This window comes from Pseudomonas sp. SA195 (assembly GCF_054131565.1).
The window spans coordinates 3,857,501-3,871,607 of sequence record NZ_CP096392.1; the positions used below are offsets into that span (position 1 = coordinate 3,857,501).

Below are 14,107 nucleotides of genomic sequence, written 5' to 3' on the forward strand. Positions count from 1 at the left end.
TTGGCTGATTGGTCGAATACCGCTTACTAAAATCATCACGCTCAAGCATCCGCGCAACGGTGTATTGAGATGCGAGACGGATGAAATCCGCTGGCGTCAGCTGATCCATCCAAGTGGAATTGAACGCGACCTCGGTTTTAGCCGGGTCCAGAATTTTGAACACTTGAGCCTTATAAGTTTCAGCATTTTCCAGCACCTGATCACGGGTGAGCGGTGGGCGAGTCGCGCTTTTGCCGCTGGGGTCTCCAATCATGCCAGTGAAATCACCAATCAAGAAAACCACCTGATGGCCGAGATCCTGAAACTGACGAAGCTTATTGATAAGCACGGTATGGCCAAGATGGAGGTCTGGAGCAGTTGGATCGAAGCCCGCCTTGATCCGAAGAGGGACACCGCGCTCAAGCTTGGCGATCAGTTCCGACTCGACAAGCACTTCATCAGCGCCACGCTTGATTACTGACAACTGCTCCTGCACCGACTTCATGACCCAACCCAACCCAACCCAAAATAAAGGGGACCAACCTTACAAGAACGACCAAAAAAAACAATGTGGAAAAACGTGGCCAAGCAGGCACGGCGCGCACTCCAGGGTTGCTTCGAATGCGCTTTGCTTATATTTTAGGCCGATATTTTCTCTGTACAAAAAATCGCCAAATACCAATGACCAATCCGAAACCCAGGGTCCCGAACTACCCGAAAAGCCATCTGTTGGCCGCCAGCGGTGTAGCAGCGCTTCTGAGCCTGGCGCTTCTGGTATTCCCGTCGCGCGAAGTGGAAGCGAAAAAGACCTTCCTTGACCTGCAGCTTGAAACCTCGGCTGAGTTGAGCGCTGGCATCGAAGAGCCGCTCGCGCCCATTGATCAAGAGAAGCCATTCACCCAGGCGAACGGCGACGAAGCCGTAGATGACGATTCCATCGCACCTACCGCCAGCAATGGACGACTCGACCCCACCGCCGATCCTCTTACCAAGGAGGTCGTCGTATCCAATGGCGATACGCTATCGACCCTATTTACCAAGGTCGGCCTACCTGCGTCGGCCATGCACGAGGTGCTTGCCAGTAGCAAGGAAGCAAAGCGCTTCGCTCATTTGAAAATTGGCCAGCTCCTGCAATTCGAACTCACAGAGCAAGGCGAGCTTGCGCGTCTTCGTAGCCCCGTCAGCAAGCTGGAAAGCTACCAAGTAGAGCGTACAAAAGGGGGTTTCTCCTTTACTAAGGAGCACGTGAAGCCGGAAATTCATTCGGCTTATGCTCAAGGTCACATTGAAAGTAGTCTGTTCCTGGCGGCCAAGCGCGCGGGATTGGACCACAACCTGACCATGGACTTAGCGAATGTTTTTGGTTACGACATTGACTTCGCTATGGACATCCGCAAAGGGGATTCTTTCGAAGTCATCTATGAAGAAAAGACCGTGGACGGCGATCGCGTCGGCACAGGAAATATCCTGGCTGCCCGGTTTACTAACCGGGGCAAAAGCTACACCGCGGTGCGCTACACCAACAAGCAAGGCAACACCAGCTACTACACCGCAGACGGCAATAGCATGCGAAAGGCGTTCATCCGCACGCCGGTGGACTTCGCACGTATCAGCTCCCGTTTCTCGAACGGTCGAAAGCACCCGATTTTGAACAAGATCCGCGCGCATAAAGGCGTTGATTATGCTGCGCCCCACGGCACTCCCATCAAAAGCGCAGGAGATGGCAAGGTTATCCTGGCGGGTCGGAAGGGCGGCTACGGTAATACGGTTGTGATCCAGCACGGGAATCGCTACCGCACCCTTTACGCGCACATGCAAGGGTTCGCCAAGGGCGTTCGTAACGGCGCTTCGGTCAAACAAGGCCAGATTATTGGTTATATCGGCACCACGGGCCTATCCACCGGCCCGCACCTGCATTATGAGTTTCAGGTTGACGGCCGCCACGTCGATCCACTCGGATTAAAGCTGCCCATGGCAGATCCAATAGCAAAAAACGAGAAGCAGCGCTTCTTGCAAATGAGCCAGCCGCTCATGGCTCGCATGGACGAAGAGCGCGCCACGATGCTTGCCTTGCAAAAACAGTAAGATGAAGCACCTCTATATAGGCGTAATGTCCGGCACCAGCCTCGACGGGCTGGACTTTGCCCTAATAGAACAGGGTCGTGATACCCGCCTGATCGCTACTCATTACGAGCCGATGCCATCGTTGCTGAAGCAGCAACTCTTGGATCTGTGCACGCCAGGTAAAGACGAATTGGCCCGGTCCGCCCTGGCCGAGAATCATTGGGCCACGTTAGCGGCCAGCGGCACATCGAAACTACTTGAGAACGCTCAAGTCAATCCGAAGGCTATCCGTGCCATAGGTAGCCATGGCCAGACGGTAAGGCATGAGCCCAGCCGCGGCTTCACCATCCAGATCGACAACCCCGCCTTGCTCGCAGAGCTGACCGGTATTGCGGTCGTAGCGGATTTTCGTCGCCGCGATGTTGCCGCTGGCGGGCAAGGCGCTCCCTTGGCGCCCGCCTTTCATCAAGCCGTTTTTGCCTCGTCTGTTCAAGCCCGCGCGATTTTAAACGTCGGAGGCTTCAGTAACCTTAGCCTGATCAAGGCTGGTGCCGAGCTTCAAGGGTTCGACTGCGGCCCGGGCAACGTGCTGATGGACGGCTGGATCCAGCGCCACCAACACGTGCCGTACGACAGGGACGGTGCTTGGGCAGCGACAGGGACACCTATTCCCGAGCTACTGCAGGATCTGCTCGGCGACGCGTTTTTTGCCATGCGCGGCCCCAAAAGCACGGGCCGCGAGGTCTTCAACCTCACCTGGCTGGATAAGAAACTTAACGCTTTGCCTCGTTATAACGCAGCGGATGTTCAGGCCACCCTACTTGAGCTGACCGCTCGATCGATTGCGGATGCCCTGCTAAACAGCCAGCCGGAGACAGATGAGTTATTGGTATGTGGTGGAGGAGCGCACAACGCTGCACTGCTCTGTAGGCTTGCGGCGCTGCTTTCTGACTGCAAGGTAATGAGTACAGAAGTGGCGGGGATTGATCCGGATTGGATCGAAGCGATGGCATTCGCGTGGTTGGCGCATCGATGCCTGGAAGGGTTACCAGGCAACAATGCTCGGGTCACAGGCGCCGCCGGCTCACGCATTCTCGGCGCGATCTACCCGGCTTGACCGCCTAAGTTAGGCCTTGCGCGAGCCCTCCGAATCAAATAGAAAACGACTGACCGCACCCGCACGTGGTGCTGGCGTTGGGGTTCTTGATAACGAAACGGGACCCCTCTAAGCCCTCCTGGTAATCCACTTCCGCGCCGGCTAGGTACTGGAAACTCATCGGGTCGACAACCAGGCTCACACCCTCCCGCTCGATGACCGTGTCGTCTTCGGCGAGATCCTCATCGAAGGTAAAGCCATACTGAAATCCTGAGCAGCCGCCACCGGTGACAAACACCCGCAATTTGAGACGTGGATTTCCCTCCTCGTCAACCAGGCTCTTCACTTTGCTCGCTGCCCCCTGAGTGAACTGAATGGCAGTTGGCGTGAAGGATTCGACACTCATTTAGGCTCTCCCGGCGCAAGGCGCCACATACCGCGTTGACGGCGCATTATCGGCTTACCCTACCAAATCGGTCAACTATTCACCATGAGACCAACGACGCGTGGCTTACGGCAACAGTGCTGCCGTGTTCAAGCCAAGGCGCTCGTCCAGGTCGAAAATGATGTTCATGTTCTGTACCGCTTGCCCGGATGCACCCTTAACCAAGTTGTCGATCACCGAAAGCACCACGACAAGATCGCCGCCCTGCGGACGGTGTACTGCGATACGGCAGACGTTTGCCCCTCGCACGCTACGCGTTTCGGGATGGCTGCCAGCGGGCAGCACATCGACGAAGGGCTCGTTGGCATAACGCCGCTCATAGAGGGCCTGCAGATCCACCGAGGTATCCGTGACGGTCGCATATAGCGTAGCGTGAATCCCTCGGATCATTGGCGTCAGGTGAGGAACGAAGGTCAGCCCAACGTCACCGTTGGCGGCACGACGCAACCCCTGACTGATTTCCGGCAAGTGCCGGTGCCCTTTCACCGCATAGGCCATCATGCTTTCACCCGCCTCGGTGAATAGCGAGCCAATTTTTGCCGCGCGGCCTGCGCCGCTAACACCAGACTTACAATCGGCAATCAGACGCGACGCATCGGCCAGCCCCTGTTCCAACAACGGCAAGAATCCCAACTGGGTGGCCGTTGGGTAGCACCCTGGAACCGCAATCAGCCGAGCTCCTTTGATTTGCGCACGGTTGACTTCCGGTAACCCGTACACCGCCTCAGGCAGAAGGGTCGGAGCGCCGTGCGGCTGGCCATACCACTTCTCCCATTCAACGGCATCCTGCAACCGAAAATCGGCAGAGAGGTCGATCACCCGAGTCCCGGTTTCCAGCAGCTCGGCCGCCAGCGAATGGGCCACCCCATGAGGCGTAGCGAAAAAAACCACGTCACACGCACCCAGTGTTGCCGTATCCGGCACGCTGAAGGAAAGTTCGTCGTAGAAGCCCCGCAGGTTCGGAAACATGTCGGTGACCTTCACGCCATTTTCAGAACGCGATGTGATGACAGCCACTTCAGCCTGTGGGTGTTGGGCCAGCAGGCGCAGTAACTCGACGCCCGTATAGCCTGTACCACCAACGATTCCGACCTTGACCATGCGCTGCCTCTCGAATGGGAATGAGCAAAAACAAGATGATAAGGCTGCGAACGATCGCGGCCAACTCCCGAGATGACGTATGGCCGCTCAGCCTCTACCATCCAGCCAACGTCTAGTTAGGGAATGTCCACATGCTCTACCTGTGGGTCAAAGCGCTACATATCGTCTCAGTGGTCTGCTGGTTTGCAGGACTGTTCTATCTGCCGAGGCTTTTCGTGTATCACGCCATGAGCGAGGACTCGCTCAGCCGCGACCGGTTCAAAGTTATGGAGCGCAAGCTGTATCGGGGAATCATGTTGCCATCGATGATTGCGACGCTCGCATTCGGCATTTGGATGATCGCTTTGAACCCGGCGCTGTTCAGTGGCGGATGGCTGCACGCGAAGTTAGCACTCGTGGTTCTGCTTATCGGGTATCACCACCTATGCGGCGCACAACTCAAGCGCTTCGCCAGGGACGAGAATCAACGCAGCCATGTGTTTTACCGTTGGTTCAACGAATTCCCGGTATTGCTCTTGCTGGCTATCGTCATACTGGTGGTGGTCAAGCCATTCTGATGCGTTGGAGATACCATGCCGCTGCCTCTTCAATTGGAAGGACGTCTAAGCCTCCCACTCGTCGCCGCCCCGATGTTCCTCGTTTCCAACCCACCGCTCGTGACAGCATGCTGCCGCAACGGTGTCGTAGGTAGCTTTCCGGCGCTTAATCAACGGGAAAGCAGCGGCTTTCGTGATTGGCTACACCAGATCAACGAGGATCTCCAGCAGGCGCCTGAGGCAGCGCCCTATGCGGTCAACCTGATCGTGCATGGCAGCAATCCGCGACTGGAGACGGACCTGTCGATCTGCATCGACCAGCGCGTGCCTATTGTGATCACGAGCCTCGGCGCGGTGAAGGACGTTGTTGACGCCGTCCATGCTTACGGTGGCTTGGTATTCCACGATGTCACCACACGCCGCCATGCCGAAAAGGCAGCCGAATCGGGCGTCGACGGGCTGATCGCCGTGGCGGCCGGCGCCGGAGGGCATGCCGGCACGTGGAGCCCCTTCGCCCTGATTGCCGAGATACGCCAGTTCTTCGAAAAGACGCTGCTACTGTCTGGCTGCCTCAATCACGGGCATGAGATCCTCGCTGCTCAGTTGCTAGGCGCTGATCTTGCCTACATGGGGACACGTTTCATCGCGACCAAGGAAAGCCAGGCCAGCAGCGAATACAAGGACATGCTCATCCACGCCCATGCGTCAGATATCGTGCATACCGCAGCGGTGTCGGGTGTACCGGCCAGCTTCCTGCGTCCCAGTCTGCAGCAAGCAGGCTACGAGCTGGACAAGCTACAAGTTGAAGGCAGTCACAGCCAGACGCTCAAGCCGATCCATGACGAAGCCAAAGTTTGGAAAACAGTCTGGTCAGCTGGCCAAGGCGTAGGCGGCATCGCAGACATACCGGACGTTCAGCAGTTGATCACCCGCCTTGACAGTGAATACCGCGCGGCTGCAGCGCGCGCCACACAACTGAACCACCAGTGGCCTCGACGAGACAGAAAAGCGTGACCTGCATCACAAGCGATGAGGCTCCGACCGCTTGTGGCTGCCACCGGCAGGCACTAGGCTCTAGCTCCTTCTATCGTGCCAGGGACGTTGCATGATTTCCGACCAGTACAAGATCGTGTTTGATGGCGAGCTAATGCCAGGGATGACGGCCGAGACCGTCAGGGTAAACCTGGCCCGGCTATTCAAGACAGCGCCTGACAAGCTCGAACGGCTGTTCGTCGGCAAGCCCGTCGCAGTCAAGTCTGCGCTCAGCGAGGCCGATGCGGACCGCTATGTTCAAGCGCTGACGACTGCGGGGGCAAAGGTCCGCAAAGAGGCGGAAGCACCAGCCAGACCCGCCTTGTCTATCGAACCCCTAGTGGCCGGTACCGACACGGCGCCCGCGACGGGCATGCAGTGCCCAAAGTGTGACCATCAGCAGCCCGGTACAGTCCAATGCGACGGGTGCGGCATCATTTTTGAGAAGTATCACGCCCGGCTGGCACGGGAGGCCGCTCCTGCTGCAAGCAACGGCGACGGCCTCAAGCAATTTTATGCACCTCCCTCGGCCAACGTAGCCGGAACTGGTCCAGAGTACGGCGAGCTACGGCTGTTTACCTTCAATGGCCGGATCGGCCGGCTCCGATACCTGGCTTGGTCGCTGGGCATATCTGCCGCGGGTCTTGGATTAGGACTCATCGCCGCCATGGGCCTTGCCATTTCGGAAGTTCTAGGCGGCGTTCTGCTCTTCGCCGTGGCCGTTGCCTACCTTGTCGCCAGTTTTCAGATCGGGGCACAGCGCCTTCACGACTTTGGTTGGTCGGGGTGGTTCTTGCTGCTCTGCCTGGTTCCTGTGGTCGGTTCGGTGTTTCCGTTTGCGCTACTGCTTGTACCTGGCAACGAAGGTTCAAATCGTTTTGGTCCACCCCAGCCGCCAAATAGCAAAGGTGTGAAGGTGCTCGCTGCGCTTTGGTTACTGGTGCCGATCATAGGAATTTTGGCCGCAATCGCTTTGCCTGCCTACCAGCAATCCGTTGGTCTGGGACAGACCGGCCTGTAGCACGCGTCTCAAGCGGTCACCGCCCGCCCCTTGGCCCATCCTCGTAAACGGGCCAAGGGTTCGGCCATGATGACTGACAGCGGCGACGTCCCTTGTATACATCCCAAGAGCATGTCCTGATCTGTTTCGCGGGCCTGCGCCTGCCCGGCATAGACTGCCGAGACCACAACCTGTTCGATCTCAGCACCTGAAAAGCCATCGCACGCCCGCGCTAGCGCCATAAGGTCGTAGCGGCCAGGATCCAATTCGCGGCGCTGCAAATGCACGCGCAGAATTTCCGCACGGGTGTCCGGATCAGGCAAGTCGACGAAAAAGAGTTCGTCGAAACGCCCTTTGCGCAACAGCTCCGGCGCTAGCCGCTCGACGGAATTGGCAGTTGCGACCATGAACACTGGCGCCTTGCGCTCAGCCATCCATGTCAGCAGCGTTCCTAACACGCGCTGACTGACCCCACCATCCATCTCTCCGGTCGCCAGGCCTTTCTCGATCTCATCCATCCAGAGTACGCAAGGCGCCATTTCGCCCGCGAGCTTTAGCGCTTCACGCAAGTTGCGCTCGGTCTCGCCGAAGAACTTGTTATAGAGGCAGGCGAAATCCAAGCGCAGCAATGGCAGCCCCCAGAGCCCGGCGACTGCTTTTGCGGCCATGCTTTTTCCACCGCCTTGTACACCAACGAGCAGGACGCCACGCGGACGATCCCGGTCATCCGCCCTAAGAAAAGCAGACTGCCGCTCCCCCAGCCAGCGTTTGAAGTTATGCAAACCGCCAACGTCCGAAAACCGCTCGGTCTCATACTCGAAGCTCAGCACACCCTCCATGTCGAGCAGCTCGAACTTCTTGCGATTGAGCTCGGGCAGGTCGTCCTGGGTTATGGCGCCATCATCACAGATCAGGTTGTGCGCTAGCTTGCGCGCCTCGGCATGACTGAGACCCCGCAAGTTCCTCACGACCTGCTGCAAGGTACGGTTATCGGTGCGTACACGCAGGCCCCGGTTACGCTCGCTCCATCGAGTCGCCTCCTCGCGCACGATCGAAACAAGTTCCTCTTCGCTTGGCAGGGCCAAGCGGAAACGGACCGCGTATCGCTGAATCTCTGCAGGGAGGGTGACGGCATGGGAAACCAGCACGATTGTAGGTGCCGATCGCCCTTCAGCCATTGCGATTTCCTTGATCAAACGCACCAGAGGCGGCTGGTCGAGAAACGGGTGTAGGTCGCAAAACACATATAGATTCTCGAGAGGGTCGAATTTGACGCACTTGAGCGCGACCTCGGGTGCACAGCTTTCGCCGCCGTCCAGAGCCTCGCCACCAAATGCAGATCGCCGCAACCCCTCAGTGACCGACCAGAGATGCAGCGAAAGACCGCGGCTGATTGCAAGGCCCGTGAGGGTCTCAAGTACCCGTCGCTCGTCCCAGGACTCGATAACGATCAGGCGTACGGGCGAATCGAGCACCAAGGCAAGGTCGCGGACATCATTCTTCATGGGGATCACTTCCTGTGCAGGCTAACCGGCGGGTATATCGCCTGTTACACTCTTCGGCCATATGGGTTCCGGAGAAACGCCATGGATTGTCTGTTCTGTAAGATCGTCGCCGGAGATATACCGGCCACTAAAGTGTACGAGGACGATCAAGTCATTGCCTTCAACGATATCGCCCCGCAAGCACCGGTTCACTTTCTGGTGATCCCGAAAAAGCACATCGCGACCCTGCATGATCTCAGTGAGAAGGACGACAAGGCGCTCGCCGGCCATATTCTCTTCACCGCACAGCGCTTGGCTGAAGAACAGGGCTGCCAGGAGGGCTTCCGCGTCGTCATGAATTGCAACGACCTGGGCGGGCAAACGGTTTACCACATCCATATGCACGTGCTGGGTCAACGCCAGATGCACTGGCCGCCGGGCTGATCCACCGACCCGCCCTCGACCATCGTTCCATTGGAGGTATGCAGATGCCCAATCAACGCGAGTACTCCGCAGCAGATCGCCTACTCATGCAAGCGGATGCTGCCCTACGCACGCTGCTGCCTTTCAGCGGCCAACCAAGCCGACCCAATCCAGCCGTGCTCGAAGCGGACACCGAACTGAGCCAAAGCGAGGCACGGCACGTGGCCGGGCTGATGCGGATCAACCATACCGGAGAGGTTTGCGCCCAAGCCCTATATCAGGGACAGGCCTTGACCGCCCGCCTGCCCGGGGTCCGCCAGGCTATGGAAAGGGCGGCGGACGAAGAAATCGACCACCTCGCCTGGTGCGAGCAGCGCATCCGCCAACTCGGTAGCCACACCAGCGTGCTCAACCCGCTGTTTTACGGCCTTTCGTTCGGCATCGGCGCCTCGGCCGGGCTGATTAGCGATCGGATCAGTCTTGGTTTTGTCGCCGCAACGGAAGACCAGGTCTGCAAGCACCTCGATGAACATCTGCAGCAATTGCCGGCGACCGATGAGAAATCGCGTTCCATTCTTGAGCAGATGCGCGAGGACGAGGCACAACACTCAACCGCCGCGCTCGAGGCGGGCGGCCTGCGCTTCCCCGCGCCGGTCAAGTTCGGCATGAGTATGGTTGCCAAGGTGATGACCAAAACGACTTACCGGATCTGAACGAAAGCCGCCGATTGGCACACCGGCCAGGATCTGCATGAGCCGCTCGGCTGCATGCTATTCGTCGATAAGCTGCACGTACGCCTGCTGATCTATCCAAATTTCGGTAAGGCAATATCGTAGAGTGAAACTCAGGTCTTGGTCAGGTTGCTGAACCCGTGGAGCTTGAGTTTACTTTTTCAATATCGACTCTCGTTGTTGCTCACCGCCTGATTGAGCAAGCCCGCCAGATTAGGATGATCTGCGTAGGACCGGTATACACCTCTGCGCATTTTCGAATGGCTTTGCTGTTGTAACGAACGCCCCGCCGCAAACGGGGCGCGCATGATGCAGATTGACGGTGCGCCCGGTGCCGGCCTCCCAAGTCCCTGGGCCTGCTCGTCACCGATTCAGAGCCCTGGCGGGCCCCTACTCCGGCTTTCAGTTCAACTCAACGATTTCGTAGTCGTGTGTAATTTCAACGCCGGCACGGCCGAGCATGATCGAAGCCGAGCAATATTTTTCGGCGGATAGTTCTACCGCTCGCTTGACGTGAGCATCCTTAAGTCCACGACCCTTGATCACGAAACGCAGATGGATTCGGGTAAATACCTTGGGGTCTTCGTTTGCCCGCTCTGCCTCGAGGAAGGCCTCACAGCTCTCAACGGGCTGGCGAGCCTTACGCAAGATGCTGACGACATCGAAGTTACTACACCCACCCAGACCCAACAGGAGCATTTCCATCGGCCGGACGCCGAGGTTGCGCCCACCATTTTCGGGTGGGCCATCCATAACCACGACGTGACCGCTTCCTGATTCGCCGAGAAACATTGCTTCGCCGGCCCACTGAATGCGTGCTTTCATCATCGACTCCGCTAAAAAAGGTGGCAAAGCTTATCACGCCAAATGGAGCCTGCCTGACGTGGCAATCCGACGAAATGACGTCCGGGAAGTTGATATTCGTGTCCCAGTTTTGTTGTTCAGCTGAACCTGTCTGTTAAGCTCGCCCGTACTGAAAAAGAACTCAGTCATAAATATAAGAAACTGCCTTTCTATTGGACTATCTTCCGGGACTACAGCATGGTCGCTATTACACTTACGCCCAAGATCAAGAACCTCGACAAGCTACTCGCACATTGTCATCGCCGTCGTTACACCTCCAAGAGCACGATCATCTACGCTGGCGATCGCTCAGAAACGCTTTACTTCATCGTCAAGGGTTCGGTCACGATCCTGATCGAAGATGATGACGGCCGCGAGATGATTATTGCCTATCTCAACTCGGGGGATTTCTTCGGCGAGATGGGTCTGTTCGAGAAGGAAGGCAGCGAAAAGGAACGCAGTGCCTGGGTTCGCGCCAAGACTGAGTGCGAAGTTGCGGAAGTCAGTTACGCCAAGTTTCGCGAGCTGACCCAACAGGATCCCGACATTCTCTATGCACTCGGCAGCCAAATGGCCGAGCGCCTGCGCAATACTACGCGCAAGGTCGGCGATCTTGCCTTTCTCGACGTAACCGGCCGGGTAGCACGCACGCTGCTCGACTTGTGCAAGCAACCGGATGCGATGACTCATCCGGACGGCATGCAGATCAAGATCACCCGGCAGGAAATCGGACGAATCGTCGGCTGTTCTCGTGAGATGGTCGGGCGTGTCCTGAAGAGCCTGGAATCGCAGGGCCTTGTGCACGTGAAAGGCAAAACGATGGTGGTGTTCGGCACGCGTTGAGCGCTCCTACTTAAACAAGAAAGCCGGCATCAGCCGGCTTTCTTGTTTAAGCGCCCCCGATCATTCCGGATCGGCCGGAGTATGCACTCGGGCCCGGCCTGGGAAGAACAAACGCTGCAACTCGAGGCCAGGCTGTTCGGCACGCATGAATGCTTCACCGACTAGGAAAGCATGCACCGCATTAATTTCCATCAGCTCGACATCCGCACGATGCAGCACGCCACTTTCAGTGATCACCAGCCGGTCGCGCGGCATACGCGGCAGCAGATCAAGCGTCGTTTCCAAGCTGACCTCGAAGGTATGCAGGTTGCGGTTATTGATCCCCACGAGCGGGGTCGACAGCTGGAGCGCGCGCTCAAGCTCGGCACCGTCATGCACCTCGACCAGCACATCTAGCCCCTGCCGTTCGGCAACCTCAGCGAGCTCCTGCATCTGCGCATCGTCCAATGCTGCTGCGATCAGCAGGATGCAATCGGCGCCCAGCGCCCGCGCCTCGATGACTTGGTACGGGTCGACCATGAAATCTTTACGAATCACCGGCAGGCTGCAGGCACTACGCGCCAGCTTCAGGTACTCATCGGCGCCCTGAAAGAAATCGACATCCGTGAGCACCGACAAGCACGTCGCGCCGCCAGCCTCGTAGCTGATGGCGATATCCGCCGGGCGGAAGTCTTCACGCAATACACCCTTGCTCGGTGAAGCTTTCTTCACTTCGGCGATCACCGCCGGCTGCTTGCGCTCGACCTGCTCCTGCAGACGTCTGGCGAAGCCTCGCACCGGGTCCGCGCCAGCGGCCAGCCGCTCAAGCTCATCGAACCCAACACGCGCGCGCCGCTCGGCCACCTCCTCGTGCTTACGAGAGATGATCTTTTCCAGAATGGTCGGCACGCTCATCGGGCCTGCTCCTGCTTGAACACAACGGTAAAGGAGACGAGCTCGTCGAACTTGTCACGCGCCAGGCCCGTATGCAGGGCATCGTGGGCAATTTCGATGCCCTGCTTCAGGCTGCTGGCGACATCTGCCGCATAAAGCGCGGCGCCAGCGTTGAGCACAATCATGTCGGCTGCTTTCTGGCCGTTCTCTGTCTTGCGGCGCCCCAACGCGTCTCGGATCAGTTCTAGCGAACCCTGGGCGTCCTCGACGTTGAGGCCGATCAGGCTCTGGCTCTTGATACCGAAGTCCTCCGGCTGGACGCGGTACTCGCGGATTTCGCCACGGTTCAGCTCCGCCACATGGGTCGGCGCCGCCAGGCTGACCTCATCGAGCCCATCCTGCGCATGCACGACTAACACGTGCTCGCTACCCAGGCGCGCCAGCACTTCGGCCATCGGCCGGCAGAGTTCTTTGCTGAATACGCCCAAGACCTGGTGCTTGACACCCGCCGGGTTGGACATCGGCCCGAGTATGTTGAACAGCGTTCTCAAGCCCAGCTCGCGACGAGGGCCTGCAGCAAATTTCATCGCGCCGTGATGCGCCGGCGCAAACATGAACCCGACACCGACCGTATCGACGCTGCGCGCGACCTGCTCCGGAGTCAGGTCGAGATAGACACCCGCCGCCTCGAGCAGATCGGCGCTGCCGCTCTTGCCGGATACGGCACGGTTGCCGTGTTTGGCCACTTTTCCACCAGCGGCCGCCACCACAAACGCTGCAGCGGTCGAGACATTGAAGATGTTCATGCCATCGCCGCCGGTGCCGCATGTATCGACGAGGCGGTGGGTGTCGAAATGTACCGGAGCCGCCAGCTCGCGCATCACCTGGACAGCCCCGACGATCTCGTCAATGGTTTCGCTCTTCATGCGCATGCCCATTAGGAACGCGCCGATCTGAGCGTCAGTGCACTGGCCGGTCATGATCTGACGCATGACCGCTTTCATTTCGTCGGTGCTCAGATCCAGCTGGCCGACTATCCGGTTCAGGGCTTCCTTGATATCCATCAGCGCACGCCTCCGGTCTGCTTTAGAAAGTTGGCGAACAGTTCATGGCCCTGCTCGGTCAGGATGGACTCGGGATGAAACTGCACGCCTTCGACGTTCAGCGTTTTGTGCCGCAGCCCCATGATCTCGTCGACGCTGCCATCGGCGTGACAAGTCCAGGCAGTGACCTCCAGGCAATCGGGCAACGTTTCGCGCTTGACCACCAGGGAGTGGTAGCGGGTCACGGTAAGCGGGTTGTTTAGCCCAGCGAACACACCGCTGTCCGCATGCATGACCGGGCTGGTCTTGCCGTGCATCACCTGGCGCGCACGCACCACATCGCCGCCGAACGCCTGGCCGATGCTTTGGTGGCCAAGGCAGACACCGAGAATAGGCAACTTACCCGCGAAGTGGCGGATCAGCTCCAGCGACACCCCCGCCTCGTTCGGGGTACAGGGGCCGGGCGAGACGACGATGCGTTCCGGTTCGAGCGCCTCGATCTCGACCACGCTGAGTTCGTCGTTGCGCACGACCCGGACGTCCGCACCGAGCTCGCCCAGATACTGGACCACGTTGTAGGTGAAGGAATCGTAGTTATCGAGCATCAGCAACAT

At 58.4% G+C, this 14,107-nt stretch carries 16 protein-coding genes (1 of these 16 only partly in view); 8 read left to right on the forward strand and 8 right to left on the reverse strand.

The features are described from left to right. Positions 1-484, reverse strand: the beginning of a protein-coding gene (gene tyrS, locus M1D78_RS18040; protein ID WP_437421342.1) for a tyrosine--tRNA ligase. The gene continues 716 nt to the left of window position 1, outside the view; 484 of the gene's 1,200 nt are visible here — the first part of the coding sequence; the start codon lies at positions 482-484; the stop codon falls past the left edge of the window. 176 nt (positions 485-660) lie between these two features. Between tyrS and M1D78_RS18045 the strand changes: the two genes are divergently transcribed. Together M1D78_RS18045 and M1D78_RS18050 are read left to right on the forward strand one after the other, a co-directional pair. Further along, positions 661-2,064 (forward strand): peptidoglycan DD-metalloendopeptidase family protein, encoded by a 1,404-nt coding sequence (locus tag M1D78_RS18045; protein WP_437421969.1) that lies wholly within the window; start codon positions 661-663, stop codon positions 2,062-2,064. Position 2,065: 1 nt separating this feature from the next. Beyond that, complete coding sequence (locus tag M1D78_RS18050; RefSeq protein WP_437421343.1) at positions 2,066-3,160, forward strand: anhydro-N-acetylmuramic acid kinase; 1,095 nt, start codon at positions 2,066-2,068, stop codon at positions 3,158-3,160. Positions 3,161-3,194: 34 nt separating this feature from the next. Here the strand turns inward: M1D78_RS18050 and erpA are convergent, their stop codons facing one another. Both erpA and argC read right to left on the reverse strand, forming a co-directional pair. After that, positions 3,195-3,545: an iron-sulfur cluster insertion protein ErpA gene (erpA, locus tag M1D78_RS18055; protein WP_437421344.1), complete on the reverse strand. Its 351-nt coding sequence runs from the start codon at positions 3,543-3,545 to the stop codon at positions 3,195-3,197. 105 nt (positions 3,546-3,650) lie between these two features. Continuing rightward, entirely contained in the window at positions 3,651-4,685 is a 1,035-nt protein-coding gene (gene argC, locus M1D78_RS18060) for an N-acetyl-gamma-glutamyl-phosphate reductase (protein ID WP_437421345.1), read from the reverse strand. Between the two features lie 131 nt (positions 4,686-4,816). Between argC and hemJ the strand changes: the two genes are divergently transcribed. The 3 genes from hemJ to M1D78_RS18075 all read left to right on the forward strand — a co-directional run bounded on the left by hemJ (position 4,817) and on the right by M1D78_RS18075 (position 7,274). Next, entirely contained in the window at positions 4,817-5,242 is a 426-nt protein-coding gene (gene hemJ, locus M1D78_RS18065; RefSeq protein WP_437421346.1) for a protoporphyrinogen oxidase HemJ, read from the forward strand. Between the two features lie 15 nt (positions 5,243-5,257). Further along, a complete protein-coding gene (locus M1D78_RS18070; RefSeq protein WP_437421347.1) occupies positions 5,258-6,235 on the forward strand; it encodes an NAD(P)H-dependent flavin oxidoreductase in 978 nt (325 codons plus the stop codon). A gap of 91 nt (positions 6,236-6,326) precedes the next feature. Continuing rightward, complete coding sequence (locus tag M1D78_RS18075; protein ID WP_437421348.1) at positions 6,327-7,274, forward strand: DUF805 domain-containing protein; 948 nt, start codon at positions 6,327-6,329, stop codon at positions 7,272-7,274. A gap of 8 nt (positions 7,275-7,282) precedes the next feature. On the opposite strand, the gene M1D78_RS18080 is transcribed toward M1D78_RS18075, so the two are convergent. Continuing rightward, positions 7,283-8,758 carry an AAA family ATPase gene (locus M1D78_RS18080; protein WP_437421349.1) on the reverse strand — a complete coding sequence of 492 codons (1,476 nt, stop codon included), beginning with the start codon at positions 8,756-8,758 and terminating at the stop codon, positions 7,283-7,285. Between the two features lie 81 nt (positions 8,759-8,839). Here M1D78_RS18080 and M1D78_RS18085 point away from each other — a divergent pair, with 81 nt between their 5' ends. Both M1D78_RS18085 and coq7 read left to right on the forward strand, forming a co-directional pair. After that, on the forward strand, positions 8,840-9,181 hold the full coding sequence (locus M1D78_RS18085; protein ID WP_437421350.1) for a histidine triad nucleotide-binding protein: 342 nt from the start codon (positions 8,840-8,842) through the stop codon (positions 9,179-9,181). Positions 9,182-9,225: 44 nt separating this feature from the next. After that, on the forward strand, positions 9,226-9,873 hold the full coding sequence (gene coq7 / locus M1D78_RS18090; RefSeq protein WP_437421351.1) for a 2-polyprenyl-3-methyl-6-methoxy-1,4-benzoquinone monooxygenase: 648 nt from the start codon (positions 9,226-9,228) through the stop codon (positions 9,871-9,873). Between the two features lie 420 nt (positions 9,874-10,293). Here coq7 and M1D78_RS18095 read toward each other — a convergent pair whose 3' ends face one another. Then, positions 10,294-10,716 (reverse strand): OsmC family protein, encoded by a 423-nt coding sequence (locus M1D78_RS18095; protein ID WP_437421352.1) that lies wholly within the window; start codon positions 10,714-10,716, stop codon positions 10,294-10,296. A gap of 216 nt (positions 10,717-10,932) precedes the next feature. Between M1D78_RS18095 and crp the strand changes: the two genes are divergently transcribed. After that, positions 10,933-11,577, forward strand: a complete 645-nt coding sequence (crp, locus tag M1D78_RS18100; RefSeq protein WP_437421353.1) for a cAMP-activated global transcriptional regulator CRP — start codon at positions 10,933-10,935, stop codon at positions 11,575-11,577. Positions 11,578-11,637: 60 nt separating this feature from the next. Here crp and trpC read toward each other — a convergent pair whose 3' ends face one another. Genes trpC through M1D78_RS18115 form a run of 3 tightly spaced genes read right to left on the reverse strand, consistent with a single transcriptional unit; the run spans position 11,638 to position 14,107 of the window. Further along, positions 11,638-12,471: an indole-3-glycerol phosphate synthase TrpC gene (gene trpC / locus M1D78_RS18105; RefSeq protein WP_437421354.1), complete on the reverse strand. Its 834-nt coding sequence runs from the start codon at positions 12,469-12,471 to the stop codon at positions 11,638-11,640. Further along, entirely contained in the window at positions 12,468-13,514 is a 1,047-nt protein-coding gene (trpD, locus tag M1D78_RS18110; protein WP_437421355.1) for an anthranilate phosphoribosyltransferase, read from the reverse strand. The genes trpC and trpD overlap by 4 nt, the downstream gene beginning before the upstream one ends. Beyond that, positions 13,514-14,107: an aminodeoxychorismate/anthranilate synthase component II gene (locus tag M1D78_RS18115; RefSeq protein WP_437421356.1), complete on the reverse strand. Its 594-nt coding sequence runs from the start codon at positions 14,105-14,107 to the stop codon at positions 13,514-13,516. Before M1D78_RS18115 ends, trpD begins: the two co-directional genes overlap by 1 nt.

Bases quoted from the DNA above. Each gene is read 5' to 3' on its own strand.
- M1D78_RS18045 (WP_437421969.1), top strand. From the start codon at position 661: ATGACCAATCCGAAACCCAGGGTCCCGAACTACCCGAAAAGCCATCTG.
- M1D78_RS18050 (WP_437421343.1), top strand. From the start codon at position 2,066: ATGAAGCACCTCTATATAGGCGTAATGTCCGGCACCAGCCTCGACGGG.
- erpA (WP_437421344.1), bottom strand. From the start codon at position 3,545: ATGAGTGTCGAATCCTTCACGCCAACTGCCATTCAGTTCACTCAGGGG.
- argC (WP_437421345.1), bottom strand. From the start codon at position 4,685: ATGGTCAAGGTCGGAATCGTTGGTGGTACAGGCTATACGGGCGTCGAG.
- hemJ (WP_437421346.1), top strand. From the start codon at position 4,817: ATGCTCTACCTGTGGGTCAAAGCGCTACATATCGTCTCAGTGGTCTGC.
- M1D78_RS18070 (WP_437421347.1), top strand. From the start codon at position 5,258: ATGCCGCTGCCTCTTCAATTGGAAGGACGTCTAAGCCTCCCACTCGTC.
- M1D78_RS18075 (WP_437421348.1), top strand. From the start codon at position 6,327: ATGATTTCCGACCAGTACAAGATCGTGTTTGATGGCGAGCTAATGCCA.
- M1D78_RS18080 (WP_437421349.1), bottom strand. From the start codon at position 8,758: ATGAAGAATGATGTCCGCGACCTTGCCTTGGTGCTCGATTCGCCCGTA.
- M1D78_RS18085 (WP_437421350.1), top strand. From the start codon at position 8,840: ATGGATTGTCTGTTCTGTAAGATCGTCGCCGGAGATATACCGGCCACT.
- coq7 (WP_437421351.1), top strand. From the start codon at position 9,226: ATGCCCAATCAACGCGAGTACTCCGCAGCAGATCGCCTACTCATGCAA.
- M1D78_RS18095 (WP_437421352.1), bottom strand. From the start codon at position 10,716: ATGAAAGCACGCATTCAGTGGGCCGGCGAAGCAATGTTTCTCGGCGAA.
- crp (WP_437421353.1), top strand. From the start codon at position 10,933: ATGGTCGCTATTACACTTACGCCCAAGATCAAGAACCTCGACAAGCTA.
- trpC (WP_437421354.1), bottom strand. From the start codon at position 12,471: ATGAGCGTGCCGACCATTCTGGAAAAGATCATCTCTCGTAAGCACGAG.
- trpD (WP_437421355.1), bottom strand. From the start codon at position 13,514: ATGGATATCAAGGAAGCCCTGAACCGGATAGTCGGCCAGCTGGATCTG.
- M1D78_RS18115 (WP_437421356.1), bottom strand. From the start codon at position 14,107: ATGTTGCTGATGCTCGATAACTACGATTCCTTCACCTACAACGTGGTC.